This is a genomic window from Aeromonas sp. 600774 (assembly GCF_049175075.1).
Taxonomy (GTDB): Bacteria; Pseudomonadota; Gammaproteobacteria; order Enterobacterales; family Aeromonadaceae; genus Aeromonas; species Aeromonas veronii_A.
Window position 1 is genome coordinate 71701 of the sequence record NZ_JAAKUJ010000018.1, and the last position, 15911, is coordinate 87611.

General features: G+C 48.8%; 11 protein-coding genes and 1 pseudogene. 3 read left to right on the top strand and 9 right to left on the bottom strand.

Annotated elements, in window-relative coordinates:
* Window positions 1-17: 17 nt before the first annotated feature.
* From G5171_RS18700 to G5171_RS18720, 5 genes are all read right to left on the bottom strand, one after another.
* On the bottom strand, window positions 18-926 hold the full coding sequence (locus G5171_RS18700; RefSeq protein WP_421244778.1) for a hypothetical protein: 909 nt from the start codon (window positions 924-926) through the stop codon (window positions 18-20).
* Window positions 927-1111: 185 nt separating this feature from the next.
* The gene (locus G5171_RS18705; RefSeq protein ID WP_216954480.1) at window positions 1112-1558 is read right to left on the bottom strand and encodes a fimbrial protein; all 447 of its coding nucleotides are present in this window, start codon (window positions 1556-1558) and stop codon (window positions 1112-1114) included.
* Window positions 1559-1688: 130 nt separating this feature from the next.
* A complete protein-coding gene (locus tag G5171_RS18710) occupies window positions 1689-2432 on the bottom strand; it encodes a fimbria/pilus periplasmic chaperone (RefSeq protein WP_421260582.1) in 744 nt (247 codons plus the stop codon).
* A gap of 34 nt (window positions 2433-2466) precedes the next feature.
* Complete coding sequence (locus G5171_RS18715; RefSeq protein WP_421260583.1) at window positions 2467-4932, bottom strand: fimbria/pilus outer membrane usher protein; 2466 nt, start codon at window positions 4930-4932, stop codon at window positions 2467-2469.
* An 84-nt stretch (window positions 4933-5016) separates the two neighbouring features.
* A complete protein-coding gene (locus tag G5171_RS18720) occupies window positions 5017-5571 on the bottom strand; it encodes a fimbrial protein (RefSeq protein WP_005342239.1) in 555 nt (184 codons plus the stop codon).
* A 1085-nt stretch (window positions 5572-6656) separates the two neighbouring features.
* Here G5171_RS18720 and G5171_RS18725 point away from each other — a divergent pair.
* From G5171_RS18725 to G5171_RS18735, 3 genes are all read left to right on the top strand, one after another.
* On the top strand, window positions 6657-8330 hold the full coding sequence (locus G5171_RS18725) for a LytS/YhcK type 5TM receptor domain-containing protein (protein WP_421260584.1): 1674 nt from the start codon (window positions 6657-6659) through the stop codon (window positions 8328-8330).
* Between the two features lie 46 nt (window positions 8331-8376).
* Window positions 8377-9108 (top strand): LytR/AlgR family response regulator transcription factor, encoded by a 732-nt coding sequence (locus tag G5171_RS18730; protein WP_421260585.1) that lies wholly within the window; start codon window positions 8377-8379, stop codon window positions 9106-9108.
* Between the two features lie 109 nt (window positions 9109-9217).
* Window positions 9218-10408, top strand: a complete 1191-nt coding sequence (locus tag G5171_RS18735) for an L-lactate MFS transporter (protein WP_216979773.1) — start codon at window positions 9218-9220, stop codon at window positions 10406-10408.
* Window positions 10409-10959: 551 nt separating this feature from the next.
* Here the strand turns inward: G5171_RS18735 and G5171_RS18740 are convergent.
* The 4 genes and pseudogenes from G5171_RS18740 to G5171_RS18755 form a co-directional block, all read right to left on the bottom strand.
* Entirely contained in the window at window positions 10960-11628 is a 669-nt protein-coding gene (locus G5171_RS18740; protein WP_421251509.1) for a fimbria/pilus periplasmic chaperone, read from the bottom strand.
* Between the two features lie 14 nt (window positions 11629-11642).
* The gene (locus tag G5171_RS18745) at window positions 11643-13259 is read right to left on the bottom strand and encodes a hypothetical protein (RefSeq protein WP_254204533.1); all 1617 of its coding nucleotides are present in this window, start codon (window positions 13257-13259) and stop codon (window positions 11643-11645) included.
* A gap of 2 nt (window positions 13260-13261) precedes the next feature.
* On the bottom strand, window positions 13262-15709 hold the full coding sequence (locus G5171_RS18750) for a TcfC E-set like domain-containing protein (protein WP_421251510.1): 2448 nt from the start codon (window positions 15707-15709) through the stop codon (window positions 13262-13264).
* A gap of 82 nt (window positions 15710-15791) precedes the next feature.
* A pseudogene (locus tag G5171_RS18755) lies at window positions 15792-15911 on the bottom strand (hypothetical protein); the annotation flags it as partial.

The following is a 15911-nucleotide window of genomic DNA, read 5'->3' on the forward strand; positions in this document are numbered from 1 at the left end:
CCAAATTTTCTGGGCATTTAATCTACCGTAAATACAATTATTCCCGCACCTCGATGTAAACCTAGAGTATTCACGCCTGAAAATAGGCATTTAGCGATCACTTTTTTCCGCATTCCATATTGCACTGTTAACTTATGAGGTTTATTTGGACCAGAGCCTAAATCAAGATTACAATAACCTCCACCATCTAAAACCAATTGACCTTTTTCATCGGTTAATTTAATTGTGCCTGAGGTTGTATTCGTACACTCTAAGTAACTTTCTGCACTTGCAGACATATTTTTAAATTCGCTTGCTGTACCTTTTGCATTTATGGAAATGTTAGGGCCAAATTTACAACTCTCAGCTGGTTTATAACCTGATACGCAATTTGATATTGGTCCAGGATATGAGGCTGATTGTACTGTATCTCTTCCATAAAAAAGACATAAATCAGGGCCTGATTTAAGTCTACGACTACCGATAGTATCATATAAGGGTCTCTGAAGTACGCCATTATTTCGCCAGCAAGAAATAACCTTTCCTAACGTTTTATTTTCATTGGAATTTACACAGCTTCGCCATGACTCTGAGTTAATGCCACCGGCATCATATGATTTATACCCATCAAGTTGTTTGTTTGGCCATGACCTTTCAACTAACCAAGCTAATATGGAACAATCACCCCATTTCTTACCAGCACATAAATTAGGCGTGAGATCATTATTATCACCCCCAATAATTACCGCTTTCATATATGGATCGCCTTTCGTTGTAAGTCCTGGAGCTTCGGTTAAAGAAATGGAAAGGCTAGATGCATAGGTATTTGTTATGCCAAGTAAAAAAACAAACATAACATTTGTTATGAAGCACCAAAAGTAACCAAGGTGTTTTTTAAAATCACTGGTGCTAAATACACCTCGTATTATTTCGAAAAAAAAGACCATATAACCTCAGTATCACATAAATATTAATAAGGTGCTAAAAATTGCTATTAAGAGAGCATGGAGCATGATGCTTAACTTAAGTTTAAGACTTATCCACCACCACATGTAGAAATTTAGTAAGCCACGGGGGGTCGTCGAAAATCTCGAGAAGGAACACTGTGGATTCTAATTTTAACTCAGTATCTTTACTCATACTCTAGCTTGAAGTTGGCACTTGTACTAAACGTACCTGATACCAAGCCCGTTTGTCCCGATGGTAGCAATTGCACATAGGTCGCAAAGGTCAGTACGTTGTCACCAGCAGTTAACATCAATGCACGGCTTGCTTTGTTGAGGGGTAATGCCTTTCCCTGATGCTCCAGTCCGATGGCAATCCCTTTGGCGGTACTGTCCCCCATCAGCGCCAGCAAGTCCGGATTGTCTGGCGCTCCTTGACCACTGAATGTCACCTTCACACCCTTGGAGATATCGGGGTCACACTCTTCAAGATGAAGCTGAAACTCTCTACTTGGTGTGCGTTTGTCCCTCAATAACTCTTTGTTCACGATATTGCCAAAGTTGACGGTGATGGTTTCATCACCGGGGCGCAGCGAACAGGCTTGATTGACTACCTCTGCGACGACATTAATCATCAAGTTATCGCTCCCCGCCTGAGCTTGAGACGGGAGAAGCATGCCCTGCAATGTGATCAATATGAACCACAGGTAACGAACACCTGAGTGGGCCGCGCGCGGAGAAGAGCCTGGCGACATATTTATCTCTCTATTTTGCATCTTGAGCGGGCAACAAATGGCAGATCCCGGTGCAGCGGTAGCTCAGGGTTCGACGGCCGCCGTAGTCATCTACATAGGTAAAAGTGGGTTGCTGGCCAAGCTGGGCCACACCAAGATTGACCATGGCACTGCTATTGGGGGCAATCATGACTGGCTCAAATCCCGTAGTACTACCCGCATTGAGTGTGCGGGCCCCATCCACAATGGAGATGTAGTAAGGGGTCGGATTGGTCAACTGGTATTTTCCTCCTACCGCTTGCAGGGTAACTTTTTCTTGCCACGACGCTTGGTTGCTGCCCGGCTCAACCAGCAGAGTTGCGGGGCGGTAGAAGAACTTGATCCGGGTTTGCAGTGCAAGCTGCAGGGTGTTTGGCTTGTCGCTGCGAGGGGGAATCTCCCGCAAGTTGAAGTAGAACAAGCTCTCTTTATCCTGGGGCAGCAGAGCGACAGCGGGTAATGCTTGCACCTTGACCAGGCTCTCCATACCCGGCTCCAGCCGCTGAACCGGTGGCAACAGGGTGAACGGACTATTTATCTTGTTGCCATTGGCATCTTCCAGCCAGGCCTGGGCCAGGTAAGGCAGTGTTTTGTTATTATTGTGGATCGTCAGGCTCATTGAATTGGCTCCCGCCGGATAGATCACTCGGGTGCGATCCAGTGAGACGGCAGCCTGAACCTGGCTAGCCATCATGGTTAGCAATAGAGGCAGAGTGAACAACAGTTTCTTGGTCATATCGGTTTATCTCAATCTGGTTATACAAAATCGATTACTGACAAGTCAGTCTCGCTGTCGTGTTGACTTCTGGTAGCGGTGATGGCAAATAAAAGCGGCAATGCTGCTCGCTGCCCCAGCGAGCCTCCACAGGACTTCCTTCATGCAGGCCTGCGAGATAGGCCATGCCATCATCACCGACCATCCCCAATTGTTGCCCCTTGTCATTGACGACTTCAGCGGCGAATGGAACTGGGCTGCCATCTGTTTTGACCAGTTCAAGCATGCGCTTGCCGCCCGACAACATATCGAAATGACGATAACCGATAGCTCCTTCGGTCAGGGTCCCCATGGAAATAGGTGTCCCAATAGGCTCAACATCATCACCCAATTGATCGATGTCGATGCTGGTTCGTTGACGATAGTAGCTGGATATATCGGCTACAACCGCCTTGCCATTTTGATTCGTGAAGGTGACTGGCCCGCCGGTGTGTACAGGCACACCGCTGGCCCCGTCAGTATCTACCATGATACGACTGCCCCCCATCATGCCTACCCGGTGCATGGCAATCCCCTCTTTGGTCGCAGTAATTCCGCCATTGATGGAGAGCCCTGCGGCTGTTGAACTACCTGCCTGGTGACTAACGTTGGCCATCAGGGTGGTTTTGTCGCCAGTGTGGGTATAGAAACCGCTGGCGCTTTCACCTGCTGGCGAGGTTGAGGCCGTGACTGAGTAACTGTTACGGTCATCCACCCGGTTGAAGAGGCTGATATTGTTGGTGGTTTTGCCCCCCATGGTTGAGGCGCTGTAACTCACATGTTTGTTCAGCCCAAAGGGAATCGACAGTGTGAAGTACATGCCATTATCAGTCTGACGGCCCTGCTCGTTGTGATAGGTGGTGAGCGAGGTCGCCAGGCCACGCCACTCCATTACATCAAAATAGTGAGACAGAGAGAGGCTGATACGCTCACTATCTGTCTGGGACCAGTAAGACTGATGGGTGTAATCGATATATGCTCCCAGCTGAGCTGCTTTGAATTGCTTGCTTAGCCTCACGTTATACAGTTCTCTGGAGCCGCCCCTGTATGGTTGGCCAATCTTGCGGGCGGCCATAAAGTCATTCATGTTCATAAAATCCCGCTCCGAGAAGCGGTAACCGGCAAACGCCACTTGGCTGTCATACTCTTCGAAGTTCTTTGAATAGTTGATTCGATAAGAGCTGCCAGTTTTTGAGCCCTCTGCCAACTGGGCACGAGATTCAGTGATATCGAAAGAGATAGCACCTAATTGCAGCAAATCACGTCCAACCCCGACAGAGAGTGCATCGTAACCCTCACTGAGCAGAGCCCCTCCCAACAGTGACCATCCATTGCTCACGCCCCAAGAGAATTCACTGCTGGCAAAGGCCGGTCCATCCAAGCGATGGGGTTGACTGCTGATCTTGCCACTATTGAACTTGTAGCGTATCGAGCCTGGTCGGGAGAGATAGGGGATGCGAGCGGTGTTGACCTGAAAAGTCTGCACCGATCCATCCTGCTCCTCTACTCTGACATCCAGGGTGCCGCTGACTGCGCTGCTCAAATCCTGAATACGAAATGGCCCGGAAGCCACCTGCGTTTCATAAATAACGCGCCCTTGCTGACTAATCACTACCTTGGCGTTGGTCTTGGCAATACCTACCACTTCCGGGGCGTAGCCACGCAAGTCGGGGGGTAACATGTTGTCATCGTTAACTACAGAGGCGCCTGCATACAGAAAGCTATCGAACATGGAGTTATCCAGATCGAGTTCGCCCATCGTCAACTTGGTGCTGAGTTCGGGTAAGGCGCGATAGGCATACACACGACTGACATCCAGCTCACTTTGGGAGCCTGCTTGCTCTTTGTTACGCTCATAACGACCCTGCCAGTCAGCCCGCAGCCGCCAGGCCCCCATATTGACACCAGCCACACCATAGGCACTGACATTGGTTGTGTCACCATTACCATGGGTCGAATGGTTCTCTTGAAGATTGATGCCATAATCGAGCAGGGCACCATTGACCCCTTCATCCCAACGTGACGGGGGATCCCAGGAGTCACTCACATAATCCCGATATGCTTGAGGGACAGAAATGAGAAGCGTGTCTTTGCTGATATCGCCCTTGATCACTATTCCTTCGAGTACGTCAGGATTAAGGCAAGAGCCCCTCTTCCCACTAGTCAGTAGGCGTTCCAGATCGTGCTTTTTAAGGCCCAATTCATTGGCCAGCGCAACGGTCAAACACAGCTGTGAGCTGTTGCTGGAGGTTGCTTGAAACTTGACGTTACGCTCGCCAATAAAGGCATCGTTTACCACCATTTGCATGGTGTATTCACCGGGTACAATATAACCCGCCTGTTTAAAAGCACCTGATTCAATGCTTTCTTTATCTTTAACATCCAACAGGTCAGTATTGAACTCAATATCACCTGCGTGAGAACTTTTTGCCACACTCATAAAAATGAAAAAAATGGCCAACGATAATAAAAATTGTTTCATAGATTTCAATTTATAAGGTAAACAAAAGGAAACGCGCCTCCCTGCGCGTAATTACTGGATAAATGTTTGATTAAATTTAAATATTTACTGGTAGGTCATGATAAAGTCAGTGGTTGCACTAAATTCACCCGGGATTGCTTTTCCGCCGTCACCCGCTTTGATATTGCTTACCAACTTGGCACCAAATTTCAGGTGGTTGTCACCCTCAACCAGAGTGGCAGCCTTGGTCGGGGTGCCCAAAACAACTTCAGAACCATCCAGTTGGCTAATCATGGCGATAGCCGCACCTTTTGCGAAACCATTAATAGCTAAATGTTTTTTCTCAGTATCATCAGGAATGCCGTTGAAGGTAATCGCGGCAGTTTTGGCGGTATCAAGAGAGCAGCCTTCAAGATGAATATCGAACGGACGCAGAGGACCCTCACCTTGATGCTCGAGTACACTGTTGGAGATTTGTCCCATATTTATGGTTTGATCTACGCTTTCCGGGGCGATAGAGCAGGGGGCATCTACAATTGCACCAATAAATTTGATCACGCCATGGCCTTGATCAGTTGCTGCTGGAGTTGCACTATTTTCAGCATAACTGGCGCCAGAGAATACAGCTAGTAATACAGAAGCTACAATAGCCTTTTTCATATTTTACCCTTTTAATCTGAATTGAGAGTTTCATTCTTGACAAGACTAAGGTTGTCAAAAATGAAACAAGTTTTGAGAAAGCAACAAATTTTTATTAGAAGATTTATTGTTGTGTCATGTCATCAGAGACATGTTGATGACTGATTTCGGTGGCTATTTAATCACCGGGGGCAGTGGTTTTCAAAATATCTAAAAATACAAAAAAATACCAATAAAAACAAGATCTTATGGTTTCTTTGTGATGTTGAAAAGGAGGGAGGGGAAGTCATGGTGTTTTATGTAATTTAATATATTTTGTTTTTTGGTGTATTGTTTCTACCCCTTTAGGGTTGGCATGCAAAGTACCTGGAGATTCATGATGGTGACTGGCATGTTGGTTTGAACTTGTGATTTTTTTTGATAAAGCGAGGAAAATAACAACTTATTTGCACTGATATATTTTATGTTGTTTTTAGATCTTTTACATTAAATTGCTTTCTGAAGTCGGTCACTCATTTAAATTGGTGGTGTTTAGTAAGCGTATAGCAATCAGGGTGATTAAAAATTCAGTGGGTTTTATTTTTACTGGTGCGTGCATCACGCCTATCATTTTATAGGCGGTAAATGATGTTTTTTTCTCCAAAAAGTTAGCTTGGTATCAAGGGTACCAATCTCACAGATAGCAAAATAAAGTGGCAAGTCTTCAATGATGAGTAGAGAAATTAAGATTGTCTACTTGAGTAGACTATTTCCTATGTTAAATAAATCATCAATGATTTTTGAAAGGATGTTTTTGAGGCTGGGATTCAGAGATGGCTTTTGAATATATTCAGTTTTGCACTGTACAGGTAATTATCTCTAAAAGTATGGTTGATAGAGGATTTTGTTGTGCGTGGAGCTTGGATGACGGATGCCATTACATTAACCGTGAGCTGTTTTTTTAGCTGGCAAGTTAGTAGCCAGTAACTTGTGCTGACTCGTTATCCATAGACATGGTTTCGTTTTATTCGTACGGTTAGGCCACTTTCATCCTGTTTCGAAATCAGTACATTGCCAGCAAATAGGATATGATCCGGAGTACTCTTGGTTGATGCAGGAATACAGTTGTGCTTGAAAATCAGATGATGCTGCTGGCGGTGTTCGAACGGGCGGCGCTGATGCTGATGACCCTCTTCTTCCTGACCCGCACCCGGCCGTTCCAGCGGCTGTTCCAGAAGCGGGATCACACCCCGGCGGAGCTGGTGCTGGTGGCCTCCATCTTCGGCCTGTTTGCGGTGTTCAGCACCTACACCGGCATTCCGGTGGAGGGGGCGCTGATCAACGTGCGGATCATCGCCATCATCTCCGGCGGCATCCTGTTCGGCCCCTGGGTCGGCATTCCGGCCGGGGTCATCTCCGGCCTGCACCGCTACCTCATCGACATGGATGGCCACACCTCCATCCCTTGCCTCATCGCCAGCATCATCGCCGGTCTGCTCGCTACCTGGCTGCACCTGCGCTGTCGCAAGTCGCGGCTCTGGCTGTACGGCATTCTGGCGGGGATGCTCTGCGAAGGGCTCACCATGCTGCTGATCTGGCAGCTGACCGAGCCCCACTCGGTGGGGGTGGAGATCGTTAACCACATCGCCTATCCGATGATCGCCGGGGCGCTCTGTATCGGCCTCATCATCAAGCTGGTGCAGGATCTGGATGACGAGAAGGAGCTGATTGCTGCCAAGCAGGCCAAGCTGGCGCTCGATATCGCCAACAAGACGCTGCCCTTCTTCCAGAACATCGATCGCCACTCCCTCAGTCAGGTGTGCGATGTGATCCGGCGCGACATCAGCGCCGATGCGGTGGCCATCACAGATACCCATGACGTGCTGGCCTATGTCGGGGTGGGCAAGGATTACTACGAGCTGGATGAGCACCACGCCATCAGCGGCATGACCCAGCAGGCGGTGCTGCTCGACCAGATCATCATCAACAACGATCTGCGCCAGTATCACCTCTCCGATTTCCACTCGGTCATCATTATTCCGCTGCGGGAAAACGGCGCCGTCAGCGGTACCCTCAAGATCTACTACCGCCGCACCCACAGCATCACCAGTTCGCTGCGAGAAATGGCGGTCGGCCTCTCCCAGCTCATCTCCACCCAGATGGAGGTGTCGCGCATCGAGCAGTTGAAAGAGATGACCCGCAAGGCGGAGTTCACCGCGCTGCAGAGCAAGATCAACCCGCACTTCCTGTTCAACGCCCTCAACGCCATCTCGTCGCTGATCCGCATCCGGCCCCAGCAGGCGCGCCAGCTCATTGCCAATCTGGCGGACTACCTGCGCTACAACCTCAACAAGGGTGACACCCTCATCGACATCAAGGAGGAGTTGCAGCAGGTGCGCGACTACGTGGCCATCGAGCAGGCCCGCTTTGGCGACAAGCTGGAGGTGGTGTTTGATGTGGATGACGTGCATATCGAGGTGCCGAGCCTGCTGTTGCAGCCGCTGGTGGAAAACGCCATCCTGCACGGCATCCAGCCCCGCAGCGCGCCGGGCCGGGTCACCATCGAGGTGAAACAGCTGGCGGGCGGCATCCGGGTAGCGGTGCGTGACACCGGTTACGGCATCAGTCAGGAGGTGATCGACGGGGTGGCTGCCGGGCGGGTGGAGAGCCGCAGCATCGGCCTGATGAACGTGCATCAGCGGGTCAAGCTGCTCTATGGTGACGGCCTGCACCTCAAACGGCTGGAACCGGGTACCGAAGTGAGTTTCTATCTGCCGGATCAGGAGTCGATGCCATGCTGAGTGCCATCATGGCTGAGGATAAGTGTGTGCCGCGAGAGGTGTTGTCATGCTGAAAGCGATCATAGTGGAAGACGAATATCTGGCCCGCGAGGAGCTCATCTATCTGGTGAACCAGCACAGCACCATCGAGATAGTGGCGAGCTTTGAGGATGGGCTGGAGGCGTTCAAATACCTGCAGGATCACGAGGTGGATGTGGTGTTTCTGGATATCCAGATCCCCTCCATCGATGGTCTGCTGCTGGCCAAGAACCTGCACAAGTCGAGTCACCCGCCCCACATCGTCTTCGTTACCGCCTACAAGGAGTTTGCGGTGGAGGCGTTCGAGCTGGAGGCGTTCGATTACATCCTCAAACCCTACAACGAGCCGCGCCTCATCAGCCTGCTGCAAAAGCTGGAGCTAGCGGGCAAGGCGCAGGCGGGGCAGGGGAGCGAGCCGGGGGCAGCGCAGAATCGCACCGTCAATCTGGTGAAGGGGGAGCGCATCATCGTCACCCCCTGCGAGCAGATCTACTACGCGGAAGCCGACGAGAAGCTTACCTATGTCTACACCCGTGATGACCGCTACGTGATGACCATGACCATCAGCGAGTTTGTCAGCCGGCTGCCTGCCGAGGGGTTCTTCCGCTGCCACCGCTCCTACTGCGTCAACATCAACAAGATCCGCGAAATAGTCCCCTGGTTCAACAGCACCTATCTCATCCGGCTCCATGACCTGCCGTTCGAGGTGCCGGTCAGTCGCAGCAACATCAAAGCGTTCCGTCAGCTGATGCGGCTCTGATTGTCATTCATTCCTGCCGATCTGCATTTCATGCCTTAATCGATCGGCGCGAACTGCGTCTTACCTATAGTGGCCTCAATTTCCTTAAGGCCATCGACCGAGACGCATCATGACCAAAGAGATGAATCGCACCCGGTACCTGACACTGATCGGTACCATCATCACCCAGTTCGCACTGGGTTCCGTTTATACCTGGAGCCTGTTCAACGCCCAGCTCTCCGACAAGCTGGACGAGCCGGTGAGTCAGGTCGCTTTCGCCTTCGGCCTGCTCAGCCTCTCGCTGGCGGTCGCCTCCTCCATGGCGGGCAAGCTGCAGGAGCGATTCGGTGTGCGCAACGTGACCCTGGGCGCTGGTGTGCTGCTCGGCATCGGCTTCTTCCTCACTGCCCATGCCAGCAATCTGGCGATGCTCTACCTCTGCGCGGGCATTCTGGTCGGTTTTGCCGACGGTACCGGCTACCTGATGACCCTCTCCAACTGCGTGAAGTGGTTCCCGGAGCGCAAGGGGCTGATCTCCGCCTGTTCCATCGGTGCCTATGGCCTCGGCAGTCTCGGTTTCAAATACATCAACCTGCTGCTGCTCTCCAGCTCCGGCCTTGAGACCACCTTCCAGCTGTGGGGGCTGATCGCCATGTCCATGGTGCTGGTGGGCGGCATGCTGATGAAGGATGCGCCCAAGCAGGCCGCCTCCGTGCAGCAGAGCGAGAGCCGTGACTTCACTCTGGCCGAGGCGATGCGCAAGCCGCAGTACTGGATGCTGGCGCTGATGTTCCTCACCGCCTGCATGAGCGGCCTCTACGTCATCGGCGTGGCCAAGGACATCGGCGAGAAGATGGTGGGTCTGCCTGCTGTCGTCGCTGCCAATGCCGTCGCCATCATCGCCATGGCCAACCTGGGTGGCCGTCTGGTACTGGGTATCCTCTCCGACAAGATGTCCCGCATCCGGGTCATCACCATCGCCCAGCTGATTACCCTGGCGGGCATGGCGCTGCTGCTGTTCGTGCCGCTCAATGCCAATCTGTTTTTCGTGGCGGTTGCCTGTGTGGCCTTCAGCTTCGGTGGCACCATCACCGTCTACCCCTCGCTGGTGAGCGACTTCTTCGGTCTCAACAACCTGACCAAGAACTACGGCGTCATCTATCTGGGCTTTGGTCTGGGCAGCATCATCGGCTCCATCGTAGCCTCCCTGTTTGGCGGCTTTATGGCGACCTTCCACCTGATCCTGGTGTTGCTGGTGGTGGCGCTGGTGCTCTCCCTCACTATCCGTCTGCCGGCTCCGATAGCGGTGGAGCGGGCCTGATAGCCTCTTGGCTACACCAAGCAATAACATGACCCGACCCATGTCAGTTCTGTAATGTTGTTCACCTAAGCTGAGCCGCATTGCCGTCTAAAGTGACACATCATCATCAACGTCCTGGGCTTGATAGCCTGGGGCGTTTTTTTTATTAATATTTCTCCAATCTGGCCCCGATACTCGACCAATCGCAGTGGCGTATGTAATAACGACAATACATTATCTATTATTTCATTATGAACCGAGCGGGAAATATTGTCCGTTGGATTTTATATGACTAGGTATATCAATGCGACTGTTAAGTTTTATACGGCAGACATAAAAATTAAGGCGCCGAGAAAAAATGCTGCTAACGTTTTATAGCTGATTTTTTTGATATTTTATCTTAACTAAATAGCATGCAGGTATACCAATATTTTCTTCATGAAACATAGGTGTTGATTTTGGTGATGGTTCCAGGTAGTTTCATGGGTGGATAATAATGAAATAGTGTTGCTACATTGCTTAGTTATATTTAACACTATTTAGCAACCATCAAACATCTTTATGAAAATCAATTACTTGCACTCTTTCCCGACTGGTATGAATTTATTTTTATATATGATCACATGCTGATTTCCTGCTTTTCCAATATTATTGTTGTGCCATCTTTCACCGGGTAATAAATACTTGCTTGTGGCTTCACTGTCTGGCTGTTCACAGCCTTGCTTAACCATGAATTCAAAATAAGTGTTTCCTGAATTAGTGATTGTCTGTTGGTTTTCATCAAATAGATAATCAAAGGCTATTTGTCGCGGACGAACAACCAAAATAGATTGCACAGCCAGTTTTATCTCTAATGCCCCCTTTAGACTATTACGCATGTTTTTATCAACTTGAGCTACGGGTGACTCTGTGAAGGTGATTCGATAGTAACGCTCATTATTATCAGCGGGCCCTTTGTAATATAGCTTAATATTTTGTGCATTATTAGCATGTAACATGAAGCGTTTGGGGGAAAACAACAGTTCGCCTGGTATGGTTGGGAGTGTGACACCTTTAGTTGTTGGGTTATTTATCTTTTCCATCTGGACTTCATACACTTTTGTTACATTACTATTGTTGGTGATAGTTCGAACTATAAAGTCTTCCTTTGGAGCCATGGCGATTGTCATGGCTCCAATGTCAATCGCCAAGGCATTTGAAGAGAGTGCAAATATTAGCAAGGAGCCAAAAAAACGATACATAACTTTCTCCATATTTAGCGCCAAGTTCCCTTTATAGTTATAGTACCACTTTGTTGTACACTTCCCTCCCATAACTCATCATTAATGGTACGCTGTACCATGGGGTCGGTTAGATCAAACTCTAGCGCCAGCTCATAAAACCGGGTAATCCCTTTCCCACTGATGGGATCATTCCATTCTTGCGGTGTAGTGCTATCCTGGATCCCTAATGCACGAATGTCTAAAGGGGTGCCATCGCAACGGATATTATGCTGTGATAATAACCCATTGGTAGTTGAATTAAATACCAACTTGGTCGGTATTGGCACTGCCTGCTCGATGGCCGAGTCCTCTGCAGGATAGAAGGTGCAAAATCCCTGATAAGGTGACCCGATATCTTGGGTAATAGCAATCTCCAACATGTCCGCACTGATGGGGCCACTATCCGATATTTTGTAAGAGAAATTCAAAATGTCTTTTCCTACGCTACCCTCCTGGTATGGAGAGCTCACCCCTTCAGAGGACAGGATAGAGACGCTAAAATCTCGTGGCTTGATAACTATTTCAGTGGTACCACTGAACTCATAAAAACCGCTCTCCGGTGCTTTGATATTTCTCATATTAAAGTTAATCAAGTTTCTAGTTAGCTGTTCTTGCAATCCAAGTCTAACCACTTGCTTGAAAAAATTGCTTGATAGAAAAAGATAGATAGATGATTGACCTTTAAGATAGCTGACATTGTAGTCTGCCCCCCTAAGAGCCCAGTTGGTCAAGTTGGTGCTCATTTGAACATCTGCACTGACAATGGCACTATTCAACGTTGAGTTTTTTATGTTGGTGTAAATATAGGGGTCTGAAAATGACTGGCTGCCATCTTGATTAAATTCATAGTCAAGAAAACGACATAAAACGCCATTTCTAGTTCCTAGCCGATAATTTTCACAACCTTGTGAGCCAGGTAGTATGTATGGCATGCCATTGCTATCAACAATAACTTCGCTGATTGCATTGGTTTGGATAAAACGCAAGTGCCCCGCTTTTTTGTGCTGTGTTTTTTTTACATACCAAGATCCACTATCTTGGTTTATACAGCGCTCTCCTGCTGCTGCGTTATATACTCTTGTTGTCCTGCAAAAGTTCATTTCTCTATTTAATATCGTACCTACAGGCATGCTTCTAAGGTAGTCAAAGAAGCTGGAACTTAGCTTTGCATGTGCATATCCAGTAGCTGCTTTCATTAACCCATAGAAACCTGATTCGTTAACTTCAGCAGGTTTATTAATGGCCTCTGCGGTTTGTGGATCACACCCAGACCAGCTTTTTATGCAGCGCTGGTTAATGTATGGGTGTCTTATTGGCCCATTTTCCCACATGTCTATATTATCGTTAGTTACACTATAGTTATGGCCATTATCCGCATATGCCAAACTCACCTGTCTGGAATCAGAGGTCCAAGCATTACCCCCTGATAAACGGGGGTCAAGGTAATCAGTTGGTGTGATAAATAAGTTGTGGTCCTCCTGATTTTCAATGAATAGAAAATGACGAAGATCAGCATCCACCAAATTATACTTAGTGACAGCTGAATTGCCATTTTGATTCCAGCATGCTGCAAGCGCGATAACAAAAAATAATTTATATGAAAATTTCATAATCAATAATCTCTCAACATGGCATAGGTCGGCATTCCTTGGCAGGTTATCATTCCTACCCAAGCTGCTCCTGAATGTTTTTCAAGATCAAGTTCCGCTTCACAAAACTCACTGCCGTTGCGGAATGTCAATATTGGGTTGGATTTATCCACATCCAGTGAAAACTCTCCAACATCATTGGTGATAGTGGTGCCAACATGGTTATCAATTCGTGCATTAACTATCAGGGAGCCATCTTCGGCTCTTAGTATGCCAAATACAGTGACCATTTCTTTGATAGCATTGCTGGCATCCAGGGTTGCTACGTTACCGGGGAATAAAGTGTACTTTTGTTTTCCGGTATTAATGTCATAGCTGTCTTTGCCTTGCTTGCTATTGAGCAGCTCGATTTCGTATTCACTATAAGGTGAGAGAGCTAAAAAGGTTTGCTCGCCTTTTAAGGGGTAGTCCTGACCATTGATTTTGGCAAGCATCTGACCTTCACGATCTATCCCGGTGTTAATAATGAGTCCGGAGCCGGAGCTATTTTGGCTTGAGGTAATCACTGAGTCTAGAGTTGTGACAAGTGCACCACGAGCAATGAGATTGCCATTTATATCACCGCTGTGGCCACGTCCCATCGTTACCGTACCACCAATCGCTTTGTTCTCGAAACCCAAGGTTCCGGAGAGCGCTGTATTATGAACATCGCTACCATGCACCATTCGAGAAGCGTTGAATGAGGCCAGGTTAATGACGCCATCCATACGTTTTTGATAATTCAAGTTGGCAGTTGTCTGGCCTTGCTCGTTGCTGCTCATACCCAAGCTGAATAAATTGTCGAATGGAATAGAGTAGTCGAGCGTGATACTTCTGTTATCAAAACTATTGAATGTCCCGCCGTCACTTTGCAAGCTTGCTCGCATCGACAGATTGCCATAGCGGCCAGAATAGAGGTGCTGGCTGTAATCAACGTAGCTACGTTCACTGTTTATTTCACGGTCATGCGTGGTATTAAATGTCAGTTGCCCAAGACCATCAATCCAGCCACCTAGATTCAAGGTAATACCGGCAGAGTAAAGTTCCGCTTCACTTACCGTCAGGGTATTACCTACTTTCAGTTTTTCCTGGCTGAGCCACAGGGACGCATTTTCATAAGCCTGCAGGGATAGACCGGATGCGAGTCTCCAGGATTGATCGGAAGACACCATGCTTTGCAATTGGGTATTGAGGTGTTCGTTTACTTGCCAGCTGGCGCGAGCTTCACCTACCGCGGCGTCTTTGAACGCATACGATGTCGTGGCCAACTCAATGGTGTTAAACGAACGAGCCAATGACATACCAAGCAATGGGGAATCGCCATTCTCCTGCGTCCCTTCCATCATCCCTCCCCACAATTGCCATCCCCACTCTTGGGTAAAGTGCTGAGTACCACCTAATTTGGTCACTCGTTGGCTTGTGGTGCTGGTAAGGCGCCCATCGACATACACTTCAACAGTGACGTTATAAATCCCGTTGGGAAAAGCCGAGGTATCGATGTTTTGGTTGCCGATAGCCAAATTTTGCAACGCAATCAGTCGTCCATCTCGGTATACCCTGGCCTCGCCATTGGCTGGCATGAAGACTTGCACCTGAGTGGTCGACTCATTGACTGTCTGCTTGCGTGACTGTGCCTGGTTGCCATACGACGCACCGTAAATACGTCCGGCACTTAGGGCGGTTACCCCGCTCAGCGTCTGAAGGTCCCATGTCGACACCATCCCTGCAGCAATACGACGGTCATCAAGATCTCGCTCGTACATGACGCGATAGATGTCTCCGGATTGTTCCGGTTCCCCGAGATTATAAAGAGAGGCATCCATGGCTATATGATGCGCACCCAGTCCGACGGTGCTGTTCAGTTGCAGGAAGTTCGAGTCGCTATGACCACTTTGTTGGTTATTGTTGAAAGAGTAACCCATGTTGTAGCGATGTACTCCTGTCAGGGTGTCAACGCTTGGTGTCAATGCAACCCGGTTGTCTTGCTGTTTGGCTTGGCCAAATGCTTCGCGTGAGACTTGAATCGTCAGCAACATGGACACCAGGTCAAGCTGCATGCTCGCGTTGCTATCTATTTGCAACCGCCCGTCCGCAGAGAATGTACGCCTTTGTTCATTGGCAAGCATGTTGGTAAGCGTATCGTTGAGTAGTTGCTGTTGTTCACCAGCACTGAAGTCGATACGTAACAAATGGAGCTGTCCACCCTGTAGAAGCAGAGTTGCATTACCGATAGGACTGTCTGTCAATGTGTCGAGTCCGTTGTTTTCATCGGAATATTGCAGGCGAACAGGAACCGCCAGCCCCTCTTCCAGTGCCTTTGCAAAGCTGGCCGGGATGATGACATTGGCAATCTTGAGTGGCGCCGCGCTGTTGGCCGAGGTAGAAACAACTATCAGCATGGAGAGCGGCAACAGGCAGGTTTTCTTCAACATATCAAGCACCATGGTTTACAGATTCCGGCAAGACAACACCGCCACTCGACCGAGTGGTACAGGCTGTACCAGTACAAACGGGTTATTTGACGACGATGAACTCTTGACCGAGCCATAGGCCCAAATGGCTTTTGGGATTGTGCATATCCACTTTCTTGAAATGACGCTTTTTACCGGGCAAGTCGTAGTAGGTCTCTTTGCA

Bases quoted from the DNA above. Each gene is read 5' to 3' on its own strand.
- G5171_RS18700 (WP_421244778.1), bottom strand. From the start codon at position 926: ATGGTCTTTTTTTTCGAAATAATACGAGGTGTATTTAGCACCAGTGAT.
- G5171_RS18705 (WP_216954480.1), bottom strand. From the start codon at position 1,558: ATGATTAATGTCGTCGCAGAGGTAGTCAATCAAGCCTGTTCGCTGCGC.
- G5171_RS18710 (WP_421260582.1), bottom strand. From the start codon at position 2,432: ATGACCAAGAAACTGTTGTTCACTCTGCCTCTATTGCTAACCATGATG.
- G5171_RS18715 (WP_421260583.1), bottom strand. From the start codon at position 4,932: ATGAAACAATTTTTATTATCGTTGGCCATTTTTTTCATTTTTATGAGT.
- G5171_RS18720 (WP_005342239.1), bottom strand. From the start codon at position 5,571: ATGAAAAAGGCTATTGTAGCTTCTGTATTACTAGCTGTATTCTCTGGC.
- G5171_RS18730 (WP_421260585.1), top strand. From the start codon at position 8,377: ATGCTGAAAGCGATCATAGTGGAAGACGAATATCTGGCCCGCGAGGAG.
- G5171_RS18735 (WP_216979773.1), top strand. From the start codon at position 9,218: ATGACCAAAGAGATGAATCGCACCCGGTACCTGACACTGATCGGTACC.
- G5171_RS18740 (WP_421251509.1), bottom strand. From the start codon at position 11,628: ATGTATCGTTTTTTTGGCTCCTTGCTAATATTTGCACTCTCTTCAAAT.
- G5171_RS18745 (WP_254204533.1), bottom strand. From the start codon at position 13,259: ATGAAATTTTCATATAAATTATTTTTTGTTATCGCGCTTGCAGCATGC.
- G5171_RS18750 (WP_421251510.1), bottom strand. From the start codon at position 15,709: ATGTTGAAGAAAACCTGCCTGTTGCCGCTCTCCATGCTGATAGTTGTT.